General features: G+C 71.2%; 22 protein-coding genes and 1 pseudogene. 10 read left to right on the top strand and 13 right to left on the bottom strand.

What is annotated here, in order from left to right:
* Positions 1-58 precede the first annotated feature (58 nt).
* Positions 59-352, top strand: coding sequence for a chorismate mutase (locus ACWGUG_RS03265; protein ID WP_336393955.1), 294 nt, complete (start codon positions 59-61; stop codon positions 350-352).
* A 74-nt stretch (positions 353-426) separates the two neighbouring features.
* Here the strand turns inward: ACWGUG_RS03265 and ACWGUG_RS03270 are convergent, their stop codons facing one another.
* From ACWGUG_RS03270 to ACWGUG_RS03280, 3 genes are read right to left on the bottom strand one after another with little or no spacing between them, the layout of a single operon-like run.
* Positions 427-1,122, bottom strand: coding sequence for a hypothetical protein (locus ACWGUG_RS03270; protein WP_336393954.1), 696 nt, complete (start codon positions 1,120-1,122; stop codon positions 427-429).
* Positions 1,119-2,036: an ABC transporter ATP-binding protein gene (locus tag ACWGUG_RS03275; RefSeq protein WP_336393953.1), complete on the bottom strand. Its 918-nt coding sequence runs from the start codon at positions 2,034-2,036 to the stop codon at positions 1,119-1,121. The genes ACWGUG_RS03270 and ACWGUG_RS03275 overlap by 4 nt, the downstream gene beginning before the upstream one ends.
* The gene (locus ACWGUG_RS03280; RefSeq protein WP_336393952.1) at positions 2,033-2,425 is read right to left on the bottom strand and encodes a GntR family transcriptional regulator; all 393 of its coding nucleotides are present in this window, start codon (positions 2,423-2,425) and stop codon (positions 2,033-2,035) included. Before ACWGUG_RS03280 ends, ACWGUG_RS03275 begins: the two co-directional genes overlap by 4 nt.
* Before the next feature lie 315 nt (positions 2,426-2,740).
* Here ACWGUG_RS03280 and ACWGUG_RS03285 point away from each other — a divergent pair, with 315 nt between their 5' ends.
* From ACWGUG_RS03285 to ACWGUG_RS03305, 5 genes are all read left to right on the top strand, one after another.
* Positions 2,741-4,099 (top strand): quaternary amine ABC transporter ATP-binding protein, encoded by a 1,359-nt coding sequence (locus ACWGUG_RS03285; RefSeq protein WP_452323818.1) that lies wholly within the window; start codon positions 2,741-2,743, stop codon positions 4,097-4,099.
* Positions 4,099-5,043, top strand: coding sequence for an ABC transporter permease (locus ACWGUG_RS03290; RefSeq protein ID WP_378879400.1), 945 nt, complete (start codon positions 4,099-4,101; stop codon positions 5,041-5,043). The genes ACWGUG_RS03285 and ACWGUG_RS03290 overlap by 1 nt, the downstream gene beginning before the upstream one ends.
* Before the next feature lie 133 nt (positions 5,044-5,176).
* Entirely contained in the window at positions 5,177-6,091 is a 915-nt protein-coding gene (locus ACWGUG_RS03295) for a glycine betaine ABC transporter substrate-binding protein (protein WP_452323819.1), read from the top strand.
* 53 nt (positions 6,092-6,144) lie between these two features.
* Positions 6,145-6,981, top strand: a complete 837-nt coding sequence (locus ACWGUG_RS03300) for a patatin-like phospholipase family protein (protein ID WP_452323820.1) — start codon at positions 6,145-6,147, stop codon at positions 6,979-6,981.
* A complete protein-coding gene (locus ACWGUG_RS03305; protein ID WP_452324188.1) occupies positions 6,981-8,093 on the top strand; it encodes a 1-acyl-sn-glycerol-3-phosphate acyltransferase in 1,113 nt (370 codons plus the stop codon). The genes ACWGUG_RS03300 and ACWGUG_RS03305 overlap by 1 nt, the downstream gene beginning before the upstream one ends.
* 3 nt (positions 8,094-8,096) lie before the next feature.
* Here ACWGUG_RS03305 and ACWGUG_RS03310 read toward each other — a convergent pair whose 3' ends face one another.
* The 4 genes from ACWGUG_RS03310 to purL form a co-directional block, all read right to left on the bottom strand.
* Entirely contained in the window at positions 8,097-9,086 is a 990-nt protein-coding gene (locus ACWGUG_RS03310) for a hypothetical protein (RefSeq protein ID WP_452323821.1), read from the bottom strand.
* 40 nt (positions 9,087-9,126) lie between these two features.
* Positions 9,127-9,924: a hypothetical protein gene (locus ACWGUG_RS03315; RefSeq protein WP_452323822.1), complete on the bottom strand. Its 798-nt coding sequence runs from the start codon at positions 9,922-9,924 to the stop codon at positions 9,127-9,129.
* Positions 9,925-9,992: 68 nt separating this feature from the next.
* Positions 9,993-10,130, bottom strand: coding sequence for a hypothetical protein (locus tag ACWGUG_RS03320; protein ID WP_192633022.1), 138 nt, complete (start codon positions 10,128-10,130; stop codon positions 9,993-9,995).
* Between the two features lie 138 nt (positions 10,131-10,268).
* Complete coding sequence (gene purL, locus ACWGUG_RS03325; RefSeq protein WP_336393945.1) at positions 10,269-12,602, bottom strand: phosphoribosylformylglycinamidine synthase subunit PurL; 2,334 nt, start codon at positions 12,600-12,602, stop codon at positions 10,269-10,271.
* A 145-nt stretch (positions 12,603-12,747) separates the two neighbouring features.
* On the opposite strand from purL, the gene ACWGUG_RS03330 reads away from it, so the two are divergent.
* The 3 genes from ACWGUG_RS03330 to ACWGUG_RS03340 all read left to right on the top strand — a co-directional run bounded on the left by ACWGUG_RS03330 (position 12,748) and on the right by ACWGUG_RS03340 (position 15,161).
* Positions 12,748-13,173, top strand: coding sequence for an ArsR/SmtB family transcription factor (locus ACWGUG_RS03330; protein ID WP_452323823.1), 426 nt, complete (start codon positions 12,748-12,750; stop codon positions 13,171-13,173).
* Positions 13,174-13,175: 2 nt separating this feature from the next.
* Positions 13,176-14,156 carry an SRPBCC family protein gene (locus ACWGUG_RS03335; protein ID WP_336393943.1) on the top strand — a complete coding sequence of 327 codons (981 nt, stop codon included), beginning with the start codon at positions 13,176-13,178 and terminating at the stop codon, positions 14,154-14,156.
* A 102-nt stretch (positions 14,157-14,258) separates the two neighbouring features.
* The gene (locus ACWGUG_RS03340; RefSeq protein ID WP_336393942.1) at positions 14,259-15,161 is read left to right on the top strand and encodes a TerC family protein; all 903 of its coding nucleotides are present in this window, start codon (positions 14,259-14,261) and stop codon (positions 15,159-15,161) included.
* 136 nt (positions 15,162-15,297) lie between these two features.
* On the opposite strand, the gene ACWGUG_RS03345 is transcribed toward ACWGUG_RS03340, so the two are convergent.
* From ACWGUG_RS03345 to ACWGUG_RS03370, 6 genes and pseudogenes are all read right to left on the bottom strand, one after another.
* Positions 15,298-15,978, bottom strand: coding sequence for a response regulator (locus ACWGUG_RS03345; protein WP_336393941.1), 681 nt, complete (start codon positions 15,976-15,978; stop codon positions 15,298-15,300).
* Positions 15,975-17,423, bottom strand: a pseudogene (locus ACWGUG_RS03350) (sensor histidine kinase); the annotation flags it as partial. The gene ACWGUG_RS03345 and the pseudogene ACWGUG_RS03350, both read right to left, overlap by 4 nt.
* 215 nt (positions 17,424-17,638) lie before the next feature.
* Positions 17,639-18,091 carry a CHRD domain-containing protein gene (locus ACWGUG_RS03355; RefSeq protein ID WP_452323824.1) on the bottom strand — a complete coding sequence of 151 codons (453 nt, stop codon included), beginning with the start codon at positions 18,089-18,091 and terminating at the stop codon, positions 17,639-17,641.
* A 94-nt stretch (positions 18,092-18,185) separates the two neighbouring features.
* Positions 18,186-18,638 carry a Fe-S cluster assembly sulfur transfer protein SufU gene (gene sufU / locus ACWGUG_RS03360; RefSeq protein WP_336393938.1) on the bottom strand — a complete coding sequence of 151 codons (453 nt, stop codon included), beginning with the start codon at positions 18,636-18,638 and terminating at the stop codon, positions 18,186-18,188.
* Entirely contained in the window at positions 18,635-19,936 is a 1,302-nt protein-coding gene (locus ACWGUG_RS03365; RefSeq protein ID WP_452323825.1) for a SufS family cysteine desulfurase, read from the bottom strand. The genes sufU and ACWGUG_RS03365 overlap by 4 nt, the downstream gene beginning before the upstream one ends.
* A gap of 9 nt (positions 19,937-19,945) precedes the next feature.
* Complete coding sequence (locus ACWGUG_RS03370; protein ID WP_452324189.1) at positions 19,946-21,940, bottom strand: APC family permease; 1,995 nt, start codon at positions 21,938-21,940, stop codon at positions 19,946-19,948.
* 143 nt (positions 21,941-22,083) lie between these two features.
* On the opposite strand from ACWGUG_RS03370, the gene ACWGUG_RS03375 reads away from it, so the two are divergent.
* Positions 22,084-23,154: a VanZ family protein gene (locus ACWGUG_RS03375; protein WP_452323826.1), complete on the top strand. Its 1,071-nt coding sequence runs from the start codon at positions 22,084-22,086 to the stop codon at positions 23,152-23,154.
* Positions 23,155-23,215: the final 61 nt, after the last annotated feature.

Genomic DNA, 23,215 nt, shown 5'->3' on the forward strand with positions numbered 1-23,215 from the left:
TCGGCGGCGGGCGCGCCGGGTGCCCTCGGGTATCGTCGAGGGGCGAGGAGGACCCCTGATGACCGAAGATCCCGCGGCGACGCTGGCCCGGCTGCGCAGCAGCATCGACAACATCGACGCCGCCCTGATGTACATGCTCGCGGAGCGCTTCAAGGCGACGAAGCAGGTCGGTCACCTCAAGGCCGACCACGGCATGCCGGCATCCGACCCCGCGCGCGAGGAGCAGCAGGTGGCGCGCCTGCGCAGCCTCGCCGAACAGGCCGACCTCGACCCCGCCTTCGCCGAGAAGTGGTTCAACTTCGTGGTGGCCGAGGTGATCCGCCACCACACCGAGGTCGCCGACAGCCGCTGACCGCATCGCCGCGAACAACGGATGCCGCCACCCGGCGAGACCACGCCGGGTGGCGGCATCCGCTCTCCCTCCTGCTATGGGACGGTGCGACGCAGAGTGAGGTACGACAGCCCGCCCAGCACGACGGTGAGCAGGAGCCCCCACGCCGCCAGTCCCGTGGCACCGAGCTGCACGAGCGTCGAGACGACGTCTCCCCAGACCTCGAAGCGGGTGATCGCCCACACGGCGAGCAGCAGCACGAGGCCGACGCCGACCCAGATGACCGTCAGGATCAGCGGACCGAACCGCTTGTACACGGTCGCCGACCAGAAGCCCAGCATGAAGATGAGCATCGCCATCACGAAGTAGAAGAACGCCGCGCCCAGCGGGCCGTCCTCGACCACCCAGTCCAGGGCGAAGAAGTACCCGTTCAGGCCCCAGCCGTTCGTCGCCTCCTCGATCATGCCGCCCACGGCGAACACCGAGCCCAGCAGCGCGGCGCAGATCGCCGCGGCCAGCATCGTGCCGAGGAAGAACTCCCTCCTGGTGACGCTCATCGCCTGCGAGAACGGGAACGTCAGCGTCAGCGACGCGATCCCCACGAACAGCAGCACCCACAGCGGAGCCTGCGAGCCGCCGCCGTAGAACGGGCCCGGAAGGCCCGAGGAGCTGAGGATCGCGTAGATCGCGATCGACATCGCGAACGCCGCGCCGAGCACGATCAACGGGACCCAGACGAAGGTCTGCTTGTTGATCAGCTGCATGCGCACGACATTGACGGTGCGGTTCATCGCAGTGCTCCTTCCTCGGACGCCGCGGCGCCGGACGTCGCGTGCTGTGTGGTGCGGACGATCAGCTGCTGCAGCGACACCGGAGCCACGTCCAGACCCGTCGCGGCGAGCCGCTCGCGGTCGGCGAGCGTGAGTGCGCCGAGGACGGTGACGGATGCCACATTCCCGAGGCTCTCGCGGTGGATCACCTGGCGCCCGGCGACGAACGCGTCGACAGCGCTCGCGTCGCCCACGATGTTCGCGGCGCGGTTGCGGACGGCATCCGTCTCCTCGTCCATCACGATCCGGCCGCGGTCGATCACCAGCACGCGCTCGATGAGGTTCGAGACCTCGTCGATCAGGTGGCTCGAGAGGATCACCGTGCGCGGGTGCTCGGTGTAGTCCTCGAGGAGGCGGTCGTAGAAGATCTGGCGGGCGACGGCGTCCAGGCCCAGGTACGGCTCGTCGAAGAACGTGATCTCGGCCCGCGAGGCGAGGCCGATGATCACCCCGACCGCCGACAGCTGACCGCGCGAGAGCTTCTTGATCCGCGTCTTCACCGGCAGCTGGAAGTCGTCCACCAGCTGTTCCGCCAGCTCCTGGTCCCAGTTCGGGAAGAAGAGGCGTGCGGTCTCGAAGGCGTGCCGCGGCAGCGCGTCGTCGGGATACTTCTGGCTCTCGCGCACGAAGCACATGCGCGAGAGCACCTTGGCGTTCTCGTACGGCTGCATGCCGAACACGCGCACGTCGCCGGACGTCGCGAAGTTCTGCGCCGTGAGGATCGACATGACCGTCGTCTTGCCCGCGCCGTTGCGCCCGAGCAGGCCGTAGATGGTGTCCTTCTCGATCGTGAAGCTCACGTCGTCCACCGCGACGACGTCGCGATAGCGCTTGGTGAGATTCTTCACCTCGATGACGTGCGTCCCGGTCGTCATCGTGCTGTCCCTTCCGTGATGGTGGCGAGCTGCGCGGCGGCGCGCTCGCGGATCAGTCCTGCGAGGTCGTCCGGGCCGAGCCCGAGCCTGCCGGCCTCGGCCAGCAGCGGGTCGACGAACCGGTCGGCGAACGCCGCGCGGCGCTCCCGCAGGAGGAGCTCCCGCGCGCCCGGTGCCACGAACATGCCGATGCCGCGCCGTTTGTAGAGCACTCCCTTGTCGGCGAGCATCGCGATCCCCTTCGCTGCGGTGGCGGGGTTGATGCGGTAGAACGTGGCGAGCCCGTTCGTCGAGGGAGCCTGCGCCTCTTCGGCCAGGCTGCCGTCGATGATCGAGTCCTCCACGCTCTCGGCGATCTGGAGGAAGATCGCCCGTCCGTCTTCGATCACGCCTGCCTCGACTTCATTGGTTACTTACTTGACCAAGTAACCAGCATACAGGGCGGGATGTCAAGACCCGGATGCCGGTGCCCGTGGCGGTGATATCACGCGCGCGCGGCTAGCGAGCACCCGGCGACGATGTCCAATTTGAAGCGACCGGTGAGCCGTGAAACGGTGGATGAGGCCCTTCGCGGGCCGCTACCCGACCAGTCCGCGGTCTCCGGTGATGCCCCAGTGCGCGTCAGACCGGAGGGCGTACGGTCGGCGGCCGTGGGGCGGATCCGACATCCGCCCGCCCGAGCGGCCGCCACCCGGGCGCGACCGATGCAGCTTCCTGCACCGGAGCTGCCGAGGTGCACAGTGACACTTCCGCCTGCCATCGAGGCGAAGAACCTCTACAAGGTCTTCGGACGCAACCCCCGTGACGCGATGCGGCGGCTGCGCGCCGGGGCCACCCGCGCCGATGTGGCCGATGCCGGCTCCGCCGCGGTCATCGACGCGAGCTTCACCGTCCAGCCGGGCGAGATCTTCGTGATCATGGGCCTGTCCGGCTCGGGCAAGTCCACCATCATCCGCATGCTCAACGGCCTGCTGCCGCCCACCGCGGGCGACGTGCTGGTGCAGGGCCGGAGCGTCACGAAGGCCTCTGCGAAATCGCTGCGCTCCATCCGACAGCGTTCGGTGTCGATGGTGTTCCAGCACTTCGCACTGCTGCCGCACCTCTCCGTGCTGGACAACGCCGCGTATGCCCTCGAGATCCAGGGCGTCCCCCGCGACGAGCGCCGTGCACGGGCGCGCGAGATCCTCGAGAAGGTCGGGCTCCAGGACCGGGCCGAGGCGATGCCGGACGAGCTGTCGGGCGGCATGCGCCAGCGCGTCGGCCTCGCCCGCGCGCTCACCTCGGGCACCGACATCCTGCTGATGGACGAGGCGTTCTCTGCGCTGGACCCGCTCATCCGCCGCGAGATGCAGGAGCAGCTCGTCGAGCTGCAGCGCGAGCTGGGACGCACCATCGTCTTCATCACCCACGACCTCAACGAGGCCATGTTCCTCGGCGACCGCATCGCCGTCATGAGGGACGGCCGCATCGTCCAGAACGGCACGCCCGAGGAGATCCTCACCGATCCGGCCAACGACTACGTCGCGCAGTTCGTGCAGGACGTCGATCGCGCCCGCGTGCTGACGGCAGGCTCCGTCATGGCGCCGCCGGCCGCCACGATCCCCGTCACCGCCGGCGTCCGCGGCGCGCTGCGCGTCATGCGCGACCTGCAGGTGGGCGCCGTCGCGGTCGTCGAGAACCGGCGCTTCCTCGGCACCGTCACCGACCGCGCGGTCATCCGCGCGGTGAAGGACGGCCGCACCGATCTGCGCGCACTGGCGACGCGCACGCACCCCGTGGTGCACGTCGACGATGCGCTGACCGGCGTCGTCGAGCGTTCCGTCGAGAGCCCGGTCCCGGTGGCCGTCGTCGACGACGGCGGCAGGCTCGTCGGCACCATCCCGCGCGTGACGCTGCTGGCGGCGCTCGGCAACGTCCCCGCCGTCACGCGCGAGAACCCCGTGATCGAGGCCCCCGCCACCGTGCCGGTGGCCGAGATCACCCACACCCTCGAGGTCATCGACGCGGCATCCGGTGCGGGCGTCGCCGTCCCCGAGGCGATCACGACGGAGGGAGCCCGCTGATGCAGACTCTGCGACTGCCCCTCGGGGCCTGGATCGAGGCCTTCGTGGACTTCCTCGGCGACACGTTCGGCTGGTTCTTCGACGCCGTCGCGGTCGCTCTCGGCACCGTGTACGACGGCTTGGCGTGGCTTCTCGTCACGCCTCCGTTCTGGGTGATCATCGCGGTGTTCGCCGCGCTGGCGTTCTGGGTCAAGGGCGCGAAGCTCGCGATCGGCACCGCGCTGGGACTCCTCCTCATCGTGCTGGTGGATCAGTGGGACAACGCCATGGACACCCTCGCGCTCGTGCTCGTGGCATCCGCCATCGCGACCGCGATCAGCGTGCCGGTGGGCATCTGGGCCGCCGGAAACGAGCACGTCTCGCGCGCGGTGCGGCCGGTCCTGGACTTCCTCCAGACGATGCCGGCCTTCGTCTACCTCATCCCCGCCATCATCTTCTTCGGCGTCGGAGCGGTGCCGGGCATGATCGCGACGATCCTGTTCGCCCTGGCTCCCGGCGTCCGCCTGACGGAGCTGGGGATCCGCGGCGTCGACCAGGAGGTCGTCGAAGCCGGCCACGCCTTCGGCGCAAGCCCCGCGCGCATCCTGCGTCAGATCCAGCTCCCGCTCGCGCGCCCCAGCATCATGGCCGGCGTCAACCAGATCATCATGCTCAGCCTGTCGATGGTCGTCATCGCGGGCATCGTCGGAGCCGGCGGGCTGGGCGGCGAGATCACCCGGGCCATCGGCCGCATCAACGTCGGGCTGGGGTTCGAGGCGGGCATCTCGATCGTGATCATCGCGATGATCCTCGATCGGCTGACCTCCGCCTTCGCCACGCCGACCGGGCCCCGGACGCGCCGCCGTGGTGTCGCCGCGGCATCGCAGGACGGCGCCGGGTCGGACGACGGCGCGACGCGGAGCGCGACGGCGCCGGAGCCCGGCGTCCCCGTCGGCACCGCCTGACCCACCCGGACGGACGTCGTCCGTCCGCCCATCGACCGGGCGGGACCATCAGCCCGCCGGAGGCGCGCGAGATTCGCGCGCCAGACCAAGACCGACTCGTGACACAGCAACCACGAGTGGAGAGGAAGTCGACATGATGATGAAGAAGAAGCACCTCGCTGCCGGAGCAGGGCTTCTCGGCGCGAGCACGCTCGTGCTGGCCGGCTGCGCCGGAGACAGCGGAGCCGACGCCGCGGACGGGGGCGGCTCGGGTGAGGCCGCCGACCGCGCGATCGAGCTCGCCGTCTTCAACGGCTGGGACGAGGGCATCGCCGCGTCCTACCTGTGGGAGGCCATCCTCACCGAGAAGGGGTATGACGTCGAGCTCACCTACGCCGACGTCGCGCCGGTCTACGCCGGCCTGGCGCAGGGCGATTTCGACCTCGTGCTCGACACCTGGCTGCCCACCACCCACGCGGACTACATGGAGCAGTACGGCGACGACCTCGTCGACCTCGGCGTCTGGAACGACGAGGCCTCGCTCACCATCGCCGTGAACGAGGACGCGCCCATCGACTCGCTCGAGGAGCTCGCCGCGAACGCCGAGGAGTTCGGCAACGAGATCGTCGGCATCGAGCCGGGTTCCGGCCTGATGCGCATCACCGGCGACGAGGTCGTGCCGGGCTACGGCCTGGAGGACATGACGCTCATCGAGTCGTCGACGCCCGCGATGCTCGCGGAGCTCCAGTCGGTCACCGATGCCGGCGAGAACATCGTCGTGACGCTGTGGCGCCCGCACTGGGCGTACAGCGCGTTCCCCATCAAGGACCTCGAGGACCCGCAGGGCCTTCTCGGCGAGGCCGAGGGCATCCACTCGGTCTCCTCGACGCCCTTCGGCGAGGACTTCCCCGAGGTGAGCGAATGGATCTCGGACTTCGAGATGCCCAGCGACCTGCTGTACTCGCTCGAGGACGCGATGTTCAACGAGTACGACGGCGACGACTACGGTCCCATTGTCGAGCAGTGGATCGCCGACAACCAGGAGTGGGTCGACGGCCTGACCTCCTGACCGGCTGACGCCCGGAGGGCGAACGCCACCGCGCCCCGCACTAGGGTGTGGGCATGACGGTGGCGTTCGTCCTGGGCGGCGGCGGGGTCCGGGGTGCCGTGCAGATCGGCATGCTGCGGGCCCTGCTGGAGTCCGGCATCCGTCCCGACCTCATCGTCGGCACCTCCATCGGCGCGATCAACGGCGCGCTCGTGGCCAGCGACCCGCGGCCCGCCGTGATCGAGCGCCTGCTCGACGCGTGGACGTCGCCCGAGGCGAGCGCCGTGTACGGGGACTCGCTGTTCGCCCAGTTCACGCGCCTCGTGAGGACGAGGACGCATCTGAACTCGCCGACGCCGCTGCGGCGGCTGCTCGAGCGGGCGCTCGGGGCGGACACGAGGTTCGAGGACCTGCCGGTGCGCCTGCGCGTCGTCGCCGCGAGCATCGAGCGCGCCGCCGAGCACGTGTTCGACTCCGGGCCGCTCATCGACGCCGTGCTGGCCTCGGCATCCGTGCCCGGCCTGCTTCCGCCCACCCGCATCGGCGAGGAGCACTTCATCGACGGCGGCATCGTCAACTCCATCCCGATCTCCCACGCCGTGGAAGTGGGCGCCCGCACCGTCTTCGTGCTGCAGGTGGGCCGCGTCGAGGCGCCGCTCGAGGCGCCCCAGTCCGCCGTCGACACGGCCCGGGTGGCCTTCGAGGTCGCGCGCCGGCACCGGTATGCGCGCGACATGGCCACCATCCCCGAGGGCGTCACCCTCCACGTGCTGCCCAGCGGCGGGACGGACGGCGACGACACGCTCCTGTCGTACCGGCGCATGGACACCGTGCGGGGACGGATCGACCGCGCCTACGAGGCGAGCCGCGAGTTCCTCCGCGTGGGCGGCCTCATCCCCGGCGGTGCGTGATGCGGCTCCCGCCGACGTGGCTGCGACGCATCCTTCTCGCACCGCTGGTGATCGTGGCGGCGGTTCTCATGCTGGCGCTCACCCCGCTGTGGCTGCTCGTGGGGCTGGCGCTGACCTCACTGGTGCCCGGCCGGTTCCGGCTGCCCCGCATGCTGTGGCTGATCACGGTGTACCTGCTGTGGGACGCCGTGATGGTCGTGGCGCTGTTCGGCTTATGGGTCGGGTCGGGCTTCGGCTATGCGCTGCGACGGCCGGGGTTCGTGACCGCGCACTATCGCCTCGGCGCGTGGGGGCTGCGCGTCCTCTTCCGCATCTTCGGGAGCGTCCTTCGCCTGACCATCTCGACCACCGGCTCCGACGACGCGCTGCCGGATGCCGCCACCGGCGACCCGGCCGCGGGCCTCACCTCGGGGGCGGCCGCCGGCCCCGACGCCTTCGACGCCCTCTTCGCGCCGGGCACGCCGCTCATCGTCGCGAGCCGGCACGGGGGACCGGGCGACTCCTTCATCCTGATCCACACCCTCTTGAACGAGGCCGGCCGGCGCCCCCGGATCGTCCTGAAGTACACGCTGCAGTGGGATCCCGCGATCGACATCCTGCTGCACCGCGTGCCGTCGCGGTTCATCGTGCCCACCGGCTTCGACCGCGCGCCCCGCGGCGGCGGGATGGAGGTGGAGCGGGCGCTCGCCCAGCTGGCCGAGGATCTCGGGCCGGACGACACCTTCGTCATCTTCCCCGAGGGCGGCAACGTGACCCCGGGTCGCCGGCTGGCGCGCATCAAGCGGCTGCGCGATGCCGGGCGCGAGAGTCTGGCCGTGCGCGCCGAGGCGCTCCTCCACGTGATGGCGCCGCAGCCGGGCGGCATCCACGCGGCGCTGGACGCGGCGCCGACCGCGGACGTCGTCTTCATCGCCCACACCGGCCTCGACCGCCTGGCGACGCTCCGCGACATCTGGCGTGAGCTGCCGATGGACAAGGGCGTCACCATGTGCGCCTGGCGCGTCCCCCGCGCGGACGTGCCGGAGGGCATCGACGCGCGCGCCGTCTGGCTGTTCGACTGGTTCGCGCGGATCGACGCATGGATCGACGCGCACCCCGAGCTCGGCCGCTGAGCCTCAGCGGTGCGGCTTCGGGTGCACCACGCGTCCGGGGGCGTCGCCGTGGCCGCGCGAGGGCACCGGCCACGTGGCCGGCGGCGTGGTGCTGGGGCGCTGCGGGGTGGGCGCGGGAAGCGGCTCGGCGACCGGCGAGGCCGGGGCGGCCGGTGACGCCGCTGGCGACGCCGTCGGTGTCGTCGTCGGCGGCGAGGCCGGGGCATCGGATGCGGGAGCGGAGGTCGCGGGCGCAGGCGCCGCGGTCGTCGGGCCGAGCTCGAGCATGACCTTGTTCTCGAGCACCTCGATCGCCTCATCCGAGAGCGAGATGAGCCCGTCGAGCTCTTCACGCACACGGCGGTACGCCAGCTGGCGCTCCGCGGGAGTGGCGGCCTCGTCGATCGCCACGGTCAGCAGCTTCTTCGCCGTGTCGAGCCGCTTGCGCTCCATCTCGGTGAAGCTCGAGTCGCGCAGGCGCCGCGCGTCGCGTTCGGCGACGTCGAAGGCGACCTCGAAGTCGGCCACGGCGTTGCGGTACTCGGCGAGCTGGTCTCTCGTCAGCCGCGCCTTCGACGACGCGGGGCGCAGCCCGTCGGCGATGCGCTTGGCGCGCAGGAACGCGGCCGTCAGCGGTTGACGGCCGTCGCTCATCGCCGGGAAGGCGATGATCTTCGCGACGTCGAGCTCGTACTCCAGCCATCGCGAGGTGACCGAGTCGTGGGTCGCGAAGAGCCGCTCGAGCTGGGTCGCCTGGGTCTCGCGGCCGGCCGGGCCCGCTTCGGCGACGGCGGTGGGACCGGTGACGGAGGGGAGGGATGCCGCCGGCACCGCCTTGCCGCGGGCCGCCGCCTGTGCCGCCTTGAGCTCGGCCTTGGCGTGCATCATCTCGAGCCGCCGCTTATGCCGGCGTCTCGCGCTCTGCTCCCACGCGTTTCCGACGGCGGCAAGAAGGCCGAACGCTGGGAAGGCCAGCCACCAGAAGTCGCGCAGGAACTCGAAGAACGGCTCCACCCTGTCATGCTAACGGCCGCCGCCGACCGCCGCTCTCTCCTCAGGGCACCCTGCCAGCGGGCGGCTCGCCCTGCCGGGGCTGCGGGAGCTTCGCCAGCAGCGACGGCAGCCGGTCGGCCAGCTCGGCGATGGCGGTGGCCGCCGCGCTGATGCTCGCGGCCGTGGCCGCGGCGGGCGACGTCGCGCGCGCCGCGCCGGGCACGCCGGCCTGGCGCTCGGCCTCGTCGAACGCGGCCTCCAGGTCGCGCACCGCGACGCGGTACTCGGCGAACTGCTGCGGCGTCACGCGGTCGCGCAGCATCGGCCGCTTCGAGAGCGCCTCGCGCTGTGCGAGGAGGAAGGCGACGGTGGCCGGATGCCGCGTATCGGTCATCTGCGGATGAGCCAGCGCCTTGTCGACGTCGGTCTCGTACGCGAGCCAGCGCGCGTTGACCGCGTCGTGCACGGCGCACAGCCGCTCGATCGGCAGCGGGTCGTGCGCGGCGGCGGCCCGATACTGCGAGTAGCCCGCCTTCACGCGGGACCGGCTCGCCCGCAGCTCGAGCGACGCGTTTCTCTCCGCCTGCTTCGCGGCCTGCAGCGCGCGCCGGGCGTCGTACGCGCGCACCGGACCGGCGGACTTCGTCGTGAGCGCCTCGGCCTGAGCGGTCCGCACGCGCGCCTTCGCCGCGACGAGCGCCCGGTAGGCCTGCGACTCCTCGTGCCGCGCGGCGTCGAGTTCGAGACGACGCGCGCGACGGCTGCGCGTCGTCAGCCCGGCGTATGTCGCCGCTCCGGCGCCTGCGGCTGCCGGGGCGACCCACCACCAGGACGACATGACGAGGAGGATCGTCTCCACGGTGCCATGCTAGTCGCGATATAGCGCGGTCGTCGCCGGGAGTCTGCTGTGCGCTGTCGGGCGCTCCGTCAGCCGAAGAGCAGGGCGAAGACGGTGGCGCCGCCGCCGACGAGGATGAGGGCGACGATCGTCACCCACGCGATGATCTTGACGCGACGCTGCCGCGTGTCGTTGAAACCGCTGTACTCGTCGTCGTCCGCCGCCATGCGACTCATCCTACTTGTGGGTTCAGGGTGGGACGCGTCGCGTTCGGGGCGCATCCCGTCCGTTCGGGGCGCGTCCGGCGCGCCCCGAACGCACGCGGTGCGCCCCAAACCGGGGAGTTGGGGTGGAGTTCAGCCCGGTCAGGCCGTGTGCTCGGTGACGATCGGGCCGAAGGCGTCGGGGAGGGTCGAGGTCGACAGGCCCCGCAGCTCGGCCAGAGGCACCGTGAACAGGCCCTGCACCTCGAGCGCCGGCTCGTCGCCGTCGGCCGCGGAGTCGGTCACGCCGATGCGCAGCACCGGGTAGCCGCGGCCCTCGCAGAGCCCGCGGAACTTCACGTCGTCCTCGCGCGGCACGCTCACGATGACGCGGCCGGTCGACTCCGAGAAGAGCGCGGTCGCGGCATCCACCCCGTCGCGCTCCTGGATCTCGTTCAGCCACACGCGCGCGCCGACGCCGAAGCGCATGACGGCCTCGGCGAGGGCCTGCGCGAGGCCGCCCGACGACAGGTCGTGCGCCGACGAGACGAGCGACTGCTGCCCGGCCGCGTGGAGCAGGTCGGCGAGCTTCTTCTCCTGCGCGAGGTCGACGGCCGGCGGGCGACCGCCGAGGTGGCCGTGGATGGTCCCGGCCCATTGCGAGCCCGAGAGCTCGGTGGCGGTGACGCCGAGCAGGTAGATGTTCTCGCCGGCGTCCTGCCACCCCGACGGGATGCGGCGGGCGACGTCGTCGATGATCCCGAGCACGCCCACGACGGGGGTCGGGAAGATCGGCTGGTCGCCGGTCTGGTTGTAGAACGAGACGTTGCCGCCCGTGACGGGGACGCCGAGTTCGAGGCATCCGTCCGACAATCCCTCGACCGACTGCGAGAACTGCCACATGACCTCGGGGTTCTCGGGGCTTCCGAAGTTGAGGCAGTCGGTCACCGCGGTGGGCTGCGCGCCCGTGACGGCGACGTTGCGGTACGCCTCGGCGAGGGCGAGCTTCGCGCCCTGGTACGGGTCGAGCTGGCAGTAGCGCCCGTTGCAGTCGGTCGCGATCGCGAAGCCGAGGCCGGAGTGCTCGTCGACGCGGATCATGCCGGCGTCGTCGGGGAACGACAGCGCCGTGTTGCCCATGACGTAGTAGTCGTACTGGTTGGTCACCCACGACGTGTCGGCGAGGTTCGGGCTCGCGACGAGGGTCGTGAACTGCTCGCGCAGCGTGTCGGCGTCGCTCGAGCGCGGCAGTGCGGAGGCGGAGTCGTCGCGGAGCGCATCGATCCAGGTCGGATAGGCCACGGGACGCTCGTACACCGGGCCGTCCACCGCGACGGTCGACGGGTCGACGTCGACGATCTGCTCGCCGTGCCAGAAGATCTGCAGGCGTCCGTCGCCGGTCACCTCGCCGAGCACCGACGTCTCGACGTCCCACTTGGCCGTGACGGCGAGGAACGCGTCGAGCTTCTCCGGCGAGACGATCGCCATCATGCGCTCCTGGCTCTCGCTCATGAGGATCTCCTCGGGCGTGAGCGTGGGGTCGCGCAGCAGCACCTTCTCGAGGTCGACGCGCATGCCCGAGCCGCCGTTGGCGGCGAGCTCCGACGTCGCGCACGAGATGCCGGCCGCGCCGAGGTCCTGGATGGCCTCGACGAGCTCGCCCTGGTACAGCTCGAGGCAGCACTCGATGAGCACCTTCTCGGCGAACGGGTCGCCGACCTGCACCGCGGGGCGCTTGGTGGGACCGCCGTCGGCGAAGGTGTCGGAGGCGAGGATGGATGCCCCGCCGATGCCGTCGCCGCCGGTGCGGGCGCCGAAGAGCACGACCTTGTTGCCGGCGCCGGACGCGTTGGCGAGCTTGAGGTCCTCGTGGCGAAGCACGCCCACCGCGAGGGCGTTGACGAGCGGGTTGCCCTGGTAGACCGCGTCGAACACGGTCTCGCCGCCGATGTTGGGCAGGCCGAGGCAGTTGCCGTAGAACGAGATGCCGCTCACGACGCCGTGCACCACGCGCGCGGTGTCGGGGTTGTCGATGGCGCCGAAGCGCAGCTGGTCCATCACGGCGACCGGGCGCGCGCCCATCGAGATGATGTCGCGCACGATGCCGCCGACGCCGGTCGCGGCGCCCTGGAAGGGCTCGATGTAGCTCGGGTGGTTGTGCGACTCCACCTTGAAGGTGACCGCCCAGCCCTCGCCGATGTCGACGACGCCGGCGTTCTGGCCCATGCCGACCATGAGCCGTTCCTTCATCTCGTCCGAGACCTTCTGGCCGAACTGGCGCAGGTAGATCTTCGAGGACTTGTAGGAGCAGTGCTCCGACCACATCACGGAGTACATCGCCAGCTCGCCCGACGTGGGGCGGCGGCCGAGGATCTCGCGGATCTGCGCGTACTCGTCGTCCTTGAGGCCGAGCGCCGCGTACGGCTGCTCCTTCTCCGGAGTGGTGGCGGCGTTCTCGACGGTGTCGGCGACAGCGGCCTGGGAGGGGGTGGTCACGCGGCTCAACTCCAGGATTCGGGGGATGCCGGACCGGTCCAGTCTAGTTCGGCGCAACACGGGGTGACGGATGCCGGCCGATCGCGGGGGTCGCGCGCGAGAAAGGGGTTGACGGATGCCGCACCCCGCCGTAACCTACAACCAAATGGTTGTAGGAATTGAGCTCAGCGATGACGAGATCGACCGCGTGTTCCACGCGCTGGCCGCGGCCACGAGGCGCGACATCCTGCGTCGCACGATCGATGGCGAGCACTCCGTCTCGGCGCTGGCACGCGAGTACGACATGTCCTTCGCGGCCGTGCAGAAGCACGTCGGCGTGCTCGAGGCCGCGGGGCTCATCGTCAAGCGGGCCGAAGGGCGCGAGCGCCTCGTCCGGGCGGATCCCACGATGATCGCCCGCGCCCGCGCACTGCTGGCCCGCTACGAGGACCTGTGGCGCGCTCGCATCGACCGGCTCGACGCCCTGCTGGCAGAACCGGCGGGCCCCGCCGGCCCCGCCGGCCCCGCCGGCGCCCCGCGCACCACCGAAGAACGCACGAAGAAGAACGACCCCCGCAACGAAGGAGAATGACGATGCCCGTCACCGATGTCACCACCGACGCCGAAGCGCTCACCATGACGCTGACGGCCGACTTCGCGGCTCCCGTCGACCGGCTGTGGAGCGCCTTCACCGATCCGCGCCAGCTCGAGCGGTTCTGGGGCCCGCCCGGGTACCCCGCCACCTTCACCGAGTTCGACCTCACCGCCGGGGGCCGGGCGCGGTACCACATGACCAGCCCCAAGGGCGAGCAGTTCCACGGGGTGTGGGAGTTCCTCGAGATCGACGGGCCCCGCACGTTCTCGGCGCTCGACTCGTTCGCCGATGAGCAGGGCGAGGTGCTGGCCGAGATGCCGACCTCCCGCATGGTGTTCACGTTCGAGCAGACGCCCACCGGCTCCCGGCTGGTGAACACCACCCACTTCGACTCGGCGCAGGCGCTGGAGCAGGTGGTCGCGATGGGCGCGGTCGAGGGCTCGACGATGGCGATCAACCAGCTCGACAAGGTGCTCGCGGGCCTGCGCGAGTACGCTGCCGGCAAGGGCACGCAGACCGAGATCCTCGACGACACCCACGTGCGCATCACGCGTCTCATCGAGGGCCCGATCGACCTGGTGTGGCGCGCGCACCAGGAGCCCGAGCTGCTCCAGAAGTGGATGCTCGGCCCCGACGGGTGGCGCATGTCGGTGTGCGAGGTCGACCCTTCGGTCGGCGGACGCTACCGCTACGAGTGGGAGCCCGTCGAGGGCGCTCCGGGCGAGCGCTTCGGGTTCGACGGCGAGACCCTCCTGTCGGAGCCGCCGCGCCGCGCGGTCACGACCGAGCACATGACGGGGACGGACTATCCGTCGACGCTCAACGACCTGACCCTCGAGGAGGAGGACGGCGTGACCCTCATCACGGTCCTCATCGAGTATCCGGACTCGCAGACCCGCGACATGGTGCTCGCCACCGGCATGACCGACGGCATGGAGGCCAGCTACGCCCGTCTCGAGGGCGTGCTCGCCGGGGTCTGACCACCCCGCGGACGAGCGGGACGGATGCCGCGGCATCCGTCCCGCTCCCTCGTCCGGCCGAGTTCGGCCGGGATGTCGGTCACCGCCGCCTACGATCGTGACGTGGACTTCTCCTTCGCATTCACGCCCGATCTCATCGCCGTGTTCATCACGCTGTTCGTGCTCGAGATCGTCCTCGGCGTCGACAACGTCATCTTCATCTCGATCCTCGCGTCCAAGCTGCCCAAGGAGCAGCAGGCGAAGGCGCGCAACCTCGGCCTGACCCTGGCGATGGTGATGCGCGTGGTCCTGGTGCTGTTCGCCGGGTGGATCATCACGCTGAAGAACGACGTGTTCTTCGTCGGCGAGATGGGCTTCTCGTGGAAGGACCTCATCCTCATCGCCGGTGGCCTCTTCCTCGTCTACAAGGCGGTCACCGAGATCCACCACAAGCTGGAGGGCGCCGAGGAGGAGCACGGCGGCGTCGGACGCAAGACGATCACGTTCGGGTCGGTGCTGCTGCAGATCCTGCTGCTCGACCTCGTCTTCTCGCTGGACTCCGTGATCACCGCGGTCGGTATGACCGAGAACCTCGTCGTGATCATCACCGTCGTCGTGCTGTCGTTCGGCATCATGCTGTTCGCCTCGCGCTTCATCTTCGCGTTCGTCAACAAGCACCCCACGGTGAAGATGCTCGCGCTGTCGTTCCTGCTGCTCATCGGTGTCTTCCTCGTGGCGGAGGGCTTCGAGATCAAGATCGACAAGGCCTTCATCTACGGCCCGATGGCCTTCGCGATCTTCGTCGAGGCGCTCAACCTCGCCTACTCCGCACGCAAGGCCAAGCGCGACAAGCGGGAGCCGCACGCGGTGCAGCTGCGTCCGCAGTACCCCGACGTCGACGAGTCGGTCGCGGTCTCGGCCGCCCTTTCGGGTGGGGCGTCGGGAGGCTCCGTCGGCCTCTCGTCGAAGCCGGTGTCGGGGGATGCCGCGCCCGACGCCCGCGCCGAGCGCCAGGGCCTCGGCTGACCAGGCGCCCCGCCGCTTGACGCGAAGTCTCCGGGGTTTGGGGCGCCGCGCGACCGTTCGGGGCGCGCGCGGCACGCCCCGACCGTCCGCGGCGCGCCCCAAACCCGAATAAGCCGTCGGTCGTCGACGCGAGGGCTCAGGCCGGGTCGGCGAGCAGCCGGTAGCCCATGCCCGACTCGGTGAGCAGGTGCGCGGGGTGGCCGGGGTCGGCCTCGAGCTTCTTGCGCAGCTGCGACATGTACAGGCGCAGATAGCCGGTGTCGGCGACCTGCTCGGTGCCCCAGATGTCCTTGAGGAGCGTCTGCCGCGTCACGAGCGAACCGGGGTTGCGCACGAGGAACTCGAGGATGCGCCACTCCGTGGGGGTGAGGTGCACGCGCTCGCCGGAGCGGGTCACCGACTTGGTGGAGAGGTCGACCACGACGTCCCCGAACGTGACGACGGGGGCACCGGATGCCGCGCCCGCGCGGCGTGAGAGCGCCCGCAGTCGCGCCAGCAGCTCGTCGACCTGGAACGGCTTGGTGACGTAGTCGTCGGCTCCGGCATCGAGTGCGTCGACCTTGTCGCCGGAGCCGGTCCGGCCGGACACCACGATGATCGGGGCGGCGGTCCATCCCCGCAGCGCCTGGATCACCTGCACGCCGTCGAGGCGCGGCATCCCGAGGTCCACCATCACGATGTCGGGGTGCTCCTTCGCAGCCAGCGCGATCGCGGCAGCGCCGTCGGGCGCGGCGATGACCTCGTAGCCGTGCGCGGCGAGGGTGATCCGCAGCGCCCTCACCAGCTGGGGGTCGTCGTCGGCGATGAGGACCTTCACGCAGCGGCTCCTTCCGGGACGTGATCGTCGGCCAGGGGCAGCGAGATGACCATCGTGAGGCCGCCCCCGGGGGTGTCCTCCGGCGCGAGCGTACCGCCCATGCCCTCCGCGAATCCCTTCGACAGCGCCAGTCCGAGGCCGAGGCCGGCGGTGTTGTCAGTGTCGCCGAGGCGCTGGAACGGCGTGAACATGTCGTCGCGGCGCTCCGGAGGGATGCCGGCGCCGTGGTCGAGGACGCGGATCTCGGCGGTCCGGCCGAAGCGTCGCGACGACACGCGCACGAGCGAGCCGGCGGGCGCATGGCGGGCGGCGTTGGCGAGCACGTTCACCAGCACCCGCTGCAGCAGCACGGGATCGGCCTTCAGAGGCGGCAGGTCCGGGTCCAGGGCGAGGTCGAACCGCTCGGGCCCCCCGTTCAGCTCGTCGAGGGCGGCGAGCACGATCTCGGCGCTGTCCACCCGCTGCAGCGACACGGCGAGCACCCCCGCCTGCACCCGGCTCACGTCGAGGAGGTCGGTGACCAGGGCCGACAGCGTCGCGAGGGATTCGTCGGCCGTCGCGATCAGCTCGTCGCGGTCATCGGCCGACAGGTTCGCCCCCGCCGCGCGGAGTCCGCCGACGGCGGCGACCGCGGCGGAGAGGGGACGCCGCAGGTCGTGGCTCACGGCCGAGAGCAGCGCGCTGCGCACCTGGTCGGTCTCGGCCAGCGCATCGGCCTCCCGCGCCGTGCGGGTGAGGTCGGTGTGCTCGAGGGCGGCCGAGAGCTGCGCCCGGACCGCGTCGATGAGGCGTCGCTCCGAGGCGTCCAGGACGTGGCCGTGCAGCTCGAGCATCGCGGGCGGCCCGCCGTTGCGCCGGCCGACCGTGACCGCGTCGAAGCGGCCGTCGCGCACCGGCTCGCCGTCGGTGGCGAGCACGGTGCCGTCGGCGTCGACGAGGCGCACGCCGGCGAGGCCGAGGGACTCCCGGGTGCGACTGATGAGCGCGAGCACCCCGGAGTCGCCGCGCAGCACGCTGCCGGCGACGGTCGCGAGCAGCTCCGCCTCCGCTTCCGCGCGGTGCGCCGCACGCGCCGCGCGAGCGGCCCGGTCGACGACGAAGCTCACGAGCACCGCGATCACGACGTACAGCACGAGCGCCCAGACGTTCCGGGGGTCCGCGATCGAGGCGGTGTAGTACGGCTCGACGAAGAAGTAGTTGAGGGTCAGCGCCGACATCACGGCCGCGAACACCGCCGGCCAGATCCCGCCGACGAGCGAGACCAGCACGACCAGCAGCTGGTATGCCAGCACGTCGCTGGTGATGGTCTCGTCGCTGCGGATGCCCACCAGGAACCACGTCAGCAGCGGCCCGCCCACGAGCGCCAGGCCGAAGCCGAGCAGCCGGCGCCGCCGGCCCAGGACCCCGCCGCTCACGCGGGGCAGCGTGAACCGGTCGCCGCGGGCGTGCGGCTCGCCGACGTCGGGCTCCTCCCGGGACTGCACCCCGTCGCCGCCGCGCTCCATGCCGCCACCCTACGACCCGGCAGCCGTGCCACGACCGGTGTCCTCACGGAATCCGAACGCCACCGCGGAGACAGCGATGCCGCGTGGGTCGCAGGTCCCCAGGTCGCGGCGCGTGGGGCGGTGGCATCCGCCCCACGCCATCGGCAGCCCGGGAGCTACCCCAGCTGGCCGCGCACGGCGCCGGCGGGGAAGCTGGGCAGGCTGTGGACGTTGACGTAGTAGTCGTCGGGATCGCGCATGATGGCGAGGATCAGCTCGCGGTCGGCGGCCACGCAGCCGCTGACGCTGTCGGTGCCGGTGAACGCGCCGGAGAACAGCGAGACGACCACGGGTCCTGCCGCATCCGCCGTGCCCACGTGGATGTGCCCGGCGAAGACGGTGCCGTCGACGTCGGCCCAGTCGATGTCGAGGCAGACCTCTCCCTGCCCCGGGTTGAGCCGCAGCGACGCCGTTCCGCTCGCATCGGGATCACCCGGCCCCGGCACCTCGGCAGCACCCGACAGCGGAACCGTGAACGGCCTCCCGCCGTCCTCCGCCTGCGCGGCGCCCGCGAACACCAGCGTCGCGGCCAGACCCGTCACCAGTCCGATGAAAAGTGGCTTGCGCATGGACTTCCTCCCTCGTCCCGTCCCGCGCCCACCCCTCCGCAGACGCGGCTGTGCGAAGTCTTGCACCACGCGCGCGGCGCCACCAGGGGTCGGGTCAGGCGCGCGAGACGGCGTCCTCGAACGCGACCCACGCGAGCATCGCGCACTTGACGCGCGCCGTGAACTTCGAGACGCCCGACAGGGCGGCGGCGTCGCCGAAGACCTCCTCGTCGAGCGCGATCTCGCCGCGGGAGCGCAGCGCCTCGCGGAAGCCGTCGATGAGAGCGGATGCCTCGGCCCGCGGCATCCGTCCCTCCTCCTCGACCAGCGCGGCGAGCATCGACGCCGACGCCTGCGAGATGGAGCAGCCGGCGCCGTCCCACGTCACCTCGTCGACCGTGGTGCCGTCGTCGGACAGGCGGACCCGCAGCGTGATCTCATCGCCGCAGATGGGGTTGCGCTGGTACGACGAGGCGACCCGCCCGGTCTCGTCGCCCAGGCCCTTGCCGTGCGGTCGCTTGGAGTGGTCGAGGATCAGCTCCTGGTACAGCGACTCGAGCCCGCTCATGAGCCGGCTCCGAAGAACGAGCGCACGCCCGACAGCGCATCGAGGAACACGTCGACGTCGTCGGCGGTGTTGTAGACGGCGGTGGAGGCGCGCACCGAGGCGGTGAGGCCGAAGCGGCGGTGCAGCGGCTGCGCGCAGTGGTGGCCGACCCGCACGGCGACGCCGCGCGCGTCGAGGAACTGGCCCACGTCGTGCGCGTGCACGCCGTCGACGTCGAACGACCACAGTCCGACCCGCTCCGCGTCCGGTGCGTCGCCGAGGAGCCGCACGCCCGGGATCGAGCGGAGTCCCTCGGCCATGCGGGCCTCGAGGGCCTTCTCGTGCGCGTGGGCGGCGTCCATGCCGATGGCCTGCAGGTAGCGGACGGCGGCGGCGAGGCCGATCGCCTGCGACACCGGCTGCGTGCCGGCCTCGAACCGCTGCGGGGGCGGCAGGTAGTCCGCCTCGTCGAGGGTGACGGTGGTGATCATCGACCCGCCGGTGAGGAAGGGCGGCAGCGCCCCGAGCACCTCGGAGCGCCCGTACAGCCCGCCGACGCCGTAGGGTCCGAGCATCTTGTGGCCCGAGAAGACCGCGAGGTCGACGCCGAGCGCGACCAGGTCCAGCGGCAGGTGGGGTGCGGACTGGCATGCGTCGAGGACGGTGAGCGCGCCGACCTCCCGCGCGAGGGCGACGAGCTCGTCGACGGGGTTGACGATGCCGAGCACGTTGGAGACGTGCGTGAAGGCGACGACTCGCGTCCGCCCGCCGATGACGGCGGCCGCGGCATCCGTGTCGAGCGTCCCGTCGTCGCGCACGGGGATGTGGCGGAGCACGGCGCCGGTGCGCGCGGCGAGCTCCTGCCACGGGATCAGGTTGGCGTGGTGCTCGGCCTCGGTCACGACGATCTCATCGCCGGGGCGCAGCGCCAAGCCGGCGCTCTCGGGCGCCCCGCGGCCGAGCGAGGCGTTGCCGATGGCGTAGGCGGCGAGGTTGAGGCCGGCGGTGGCGCCGCTCGTCCAGACGAGCTCCTCCGGCCGCGCGCCGACGAAGCCGGCGACGGTGGCGCGGGCGTCCTCGAAGAGCTCGGTCGCCTCGGCGGCGAGGGTGTGGGCGCCGCGGTGCACGGCCGAGTTGGACCGCGTGAGGAAGCCGACCTCCGCATCGATGACCGCCTGCGGCTTCTGGCTCGTCGCACCCGAGTCGAGATACACCAGGCGCTGGCCGTTGACGCGCTCGCCGAGGATGGGGAAGTCCGCGCGGACGGCTTCGGCATCCAGGAGCGCAGCCGGCGAGGGTGCAGATGCGGGGATGGTCACCCTTCAAGGCTACGCGCTGCCCCGGCCCGCGCGGTCGTCGCCGGGAAGCGCGCGGGAGCGTCGGCCGTAGATCAGCTCGGACGAGTCCAGCAGCCACGGCACGAGCGTGATCGAGACGCCGTGGACCAGCATGAGCTGCTGGGCGATGCGACGGGCGCGGCGGTTGTGCAGCAGCGTCTCCCACCAGTGCCCGACGATGTACTGCGGCAGGTAGACCGTGACCACGGACGACCCGTGCTGCTCGCGGTACTTCTTGACGAACTCGGCGATCGGGCTCGCGTAGGTGCGATACGGCGACTCGATGATCTTCAGCGGGATCGGCATCCGATGCTCCTGCCACTCCTGCTCGAGTGCCGCCGCGTCCTCCTTCGTCACCGAGACGTGCACCGCGAAGGTCTTGTCGTGCTTGGCGGCCAGCGCGTAGTCGACGGCCTTCACGACCGGCTTCTGCAGCTTGTTGACGAGGATGAGCGCGACGTCGCCCGACGAGCCGAAGTGGATCCGGTCGTCCATGGCGATCTCGTGGTCGACATCGCGGTAGTAGCGGTGCACGCCGATCATGAGGAACGACAGCACCGGGATCGCGAGGAAGACCAGCCACGCCCCGTGGGTGAACTTCGTGATCGTCACGATGATGAGCACGGATGCCGTCATCACGGCGCCCGCCGAGTTGATGACGAGCCCCTTGCGATAGCTGAAGAGGTCGTCGCGGACCGTCCTGTCGTCGCGTCGCTCCGGCGGCAGCGCCCGGATCTCGCGCAGTCCCCGGCGCCAGTGCCGAATCATGCCGATCTGGCCGAGGGTGAACGAGGTGAAGACGCCGATGATGTACAGCTGGATCAGGTTCGTGAGGTTCGCCTGGTAGACGATCAGCACGCCGATCGCGATCAGCCCGAGGACGATCATGCCGTTGGAGTAGACCAGGCGGTCGCCGCGCGTGTTGAGGGCCTTGGGCGCGTAGCCGTCGCGCGCGAGCACCGAGCCCAGCAGCGGGAACCCGTTGAAGGCGGTGTTGGCGGCGAGCAGCAGGACGAGCGCGGTCGCCGCCTGGATGACGAAGAACGGGATCGAGTTCATTCCGAACACGGCCGACGACACCTGGGCCATGACGCTCGGCTGCGGGCCCGCCGTGCAGTCGAAGCCGATGAGGTCGCAGGGGTTCTCGGCGTAGTGGACGCCCGACACCAGGGCCAGGGCGGTGAGTCCCGAGAACAGCAGGATCGCGATCCCGCCCATCAGCGCGAGCGTCGTCTGGGCGTTGCGCACCTTCGGCTTGCGGAACGCCTGCACGCCGTTGGAGACGGCCTCCACGCCGGTCAGCGCCGAGCAGCCGCTCGAGAACGCCCGCAGCACGAGGAGGATGACCGCCGCCTGGGTGACGCTCTGCGTCTCGACGGCGTACTGCGCGCTGGCCGCCAGCGGCGCGTCGCCGGTCAGGGTCTGGAAGAGGCCGACGACGACCATGACGCCCACCGAGGCGATGAACACGTACGTCGGGATGGCGAACGCCGTGGAGGCCTCGCGGACGCCCCGGAGGTTCACGACGACGATGAGGATGACGAAGCCGACCGCCAGCTCCACGCGGAACGGGTCGAGCCCCGGCAGCGCCGAGATGATGTTGTCGACGCCCGACGCGACCGAGACGGACACGGTGAGGACGTAGTCGACCAGGAGCGCCGCGGCCACGACGACACCCGGCACCTCGCCCAGGTTCTTCCGCGCGACCTCGTAGTCGCCGCCGCCGGAGGGGTACGCCTTGATGAGCTGCCGGTAGCTGACGACGACGACGATCAGCAGCAGCACGACCGCGGCGGCGATCCAGGGGGCGAACGCGAGGAAGGCGAGGCCGCCGGTGAGGAGGATGAGCAGCAGCTCCTGCGGCGCGTACGCCACCGATGACAGCGCGTCGGAGGCGAAGATCGGCAGCGCCCGCTTCTTGGGGAGCAGGTGCTCCTCGGAGTCGCTGGAGGCCAGGGGACCGCCCAGGATGAGGCGCTTCGCCATCGGCGGCTCGTCGACCGCCGGCTCCCTGAGTTCGTTCGTCACAGCGGGAGAAGCTACTCGCGCGGGTGGGGCGGGCCGCCGATCCTCACGGAATCCATACGCCTGCCCGCGAGGCATCCGACGCGCTCTGCGACACTCGATGCGTGGACGAGCAGATCCGCCTCGGCGTGCTCGCGATCACGCTCGGTGTGGTCGTCGGCGTGCTGCTGTTCGTCCCGTTCGTGGCGCTGAGCTACCGGCGGCGCGGCGGGTTCGGCGTCGGCAGGTTCCTGCTGTGGGCGGCCGCTCTCGTCTACGTCATGGCGATCTGGACGTACACGCTGCTGCCGCTGCCCGACCCCGACGCGATCCGCTGCGGCGGCGTCGACCTCGACCCCACGACGCTCGCCGGCGAGCTGCGCGACGCGATCGCCCGGCGGGGCGGCGGCGCGGCCGCCGACCCGGCCGTGCGGCAGCTGCTGCTCAACGTCGTGCTCTTCGTGCCCCTCGGCGTCATCCTCCGGGTGTTCGGCGGGCGCGGAGTGGGCGCTGCCCTGGTCGCCGGCTTCGCGCTGTCCGCGTTCGTCGAGCTCACGCAGCTCACCGGTGTCTGGGGTCTGTACCCGTGCGCCTACCGCGTGTTCGACGTCGACGACCTGCTGATGAACACGCTCGGCGCAGTGATCGGCTCGCTGCTGGCCCTCGCCGTGCCCCGTCGGTGGCGCGGATCCGCGCGGCTCCCGGACGCCGACGAGCCCCAGCCGGTGACCCGGGGCCGGCGGCTCCTGGGCATGGTCTGCGACGCCGTCGCCGCCTGGGTGCTGAACCTCTCGACGGTGGTCGCCGTGCAGCTGGCGCTCGCGCTCCTCGGCGCGCAGTCGGCCGTGCGCGACGGCGCCGCCGCCGCCGTGGGCAACGCGGCGACGATCGCGGTGTGGCTGGTGGTGACTCTCGCCACCGGCCGCACCGTCGGCGATCACGCCGTGCAGCTGCGCTTCACGGGCGGTGAGCTGCCGGTGGGGCTCGCCCGCTTCCTGCGGTTCCTCGGCGGCATCGGCGGCTACCTCGTGCTCGCGGCGCTCCCGGGGGCGTGGGGGCTCGTCGAAGTGGTGTTCGTCATCGCGTCGGTGCTGCTCGTGTTCACGCGGCTCGGTCCGCGCGGGCTGCCGGGCGTCGTCTCGGGCCAGCGGCTGGTCGACGCCCGCGAGCTGCCGGGGTCTCTGGCCGCCGAGTAACCGCGTCCTCGTCGAGTGACCACGCTGTCGGCGCCGAGGACGTGGTCACTCGACGAGATCG

This window comes from Microbacterium sp. NPDC055455, assembly GCF_053619935.1.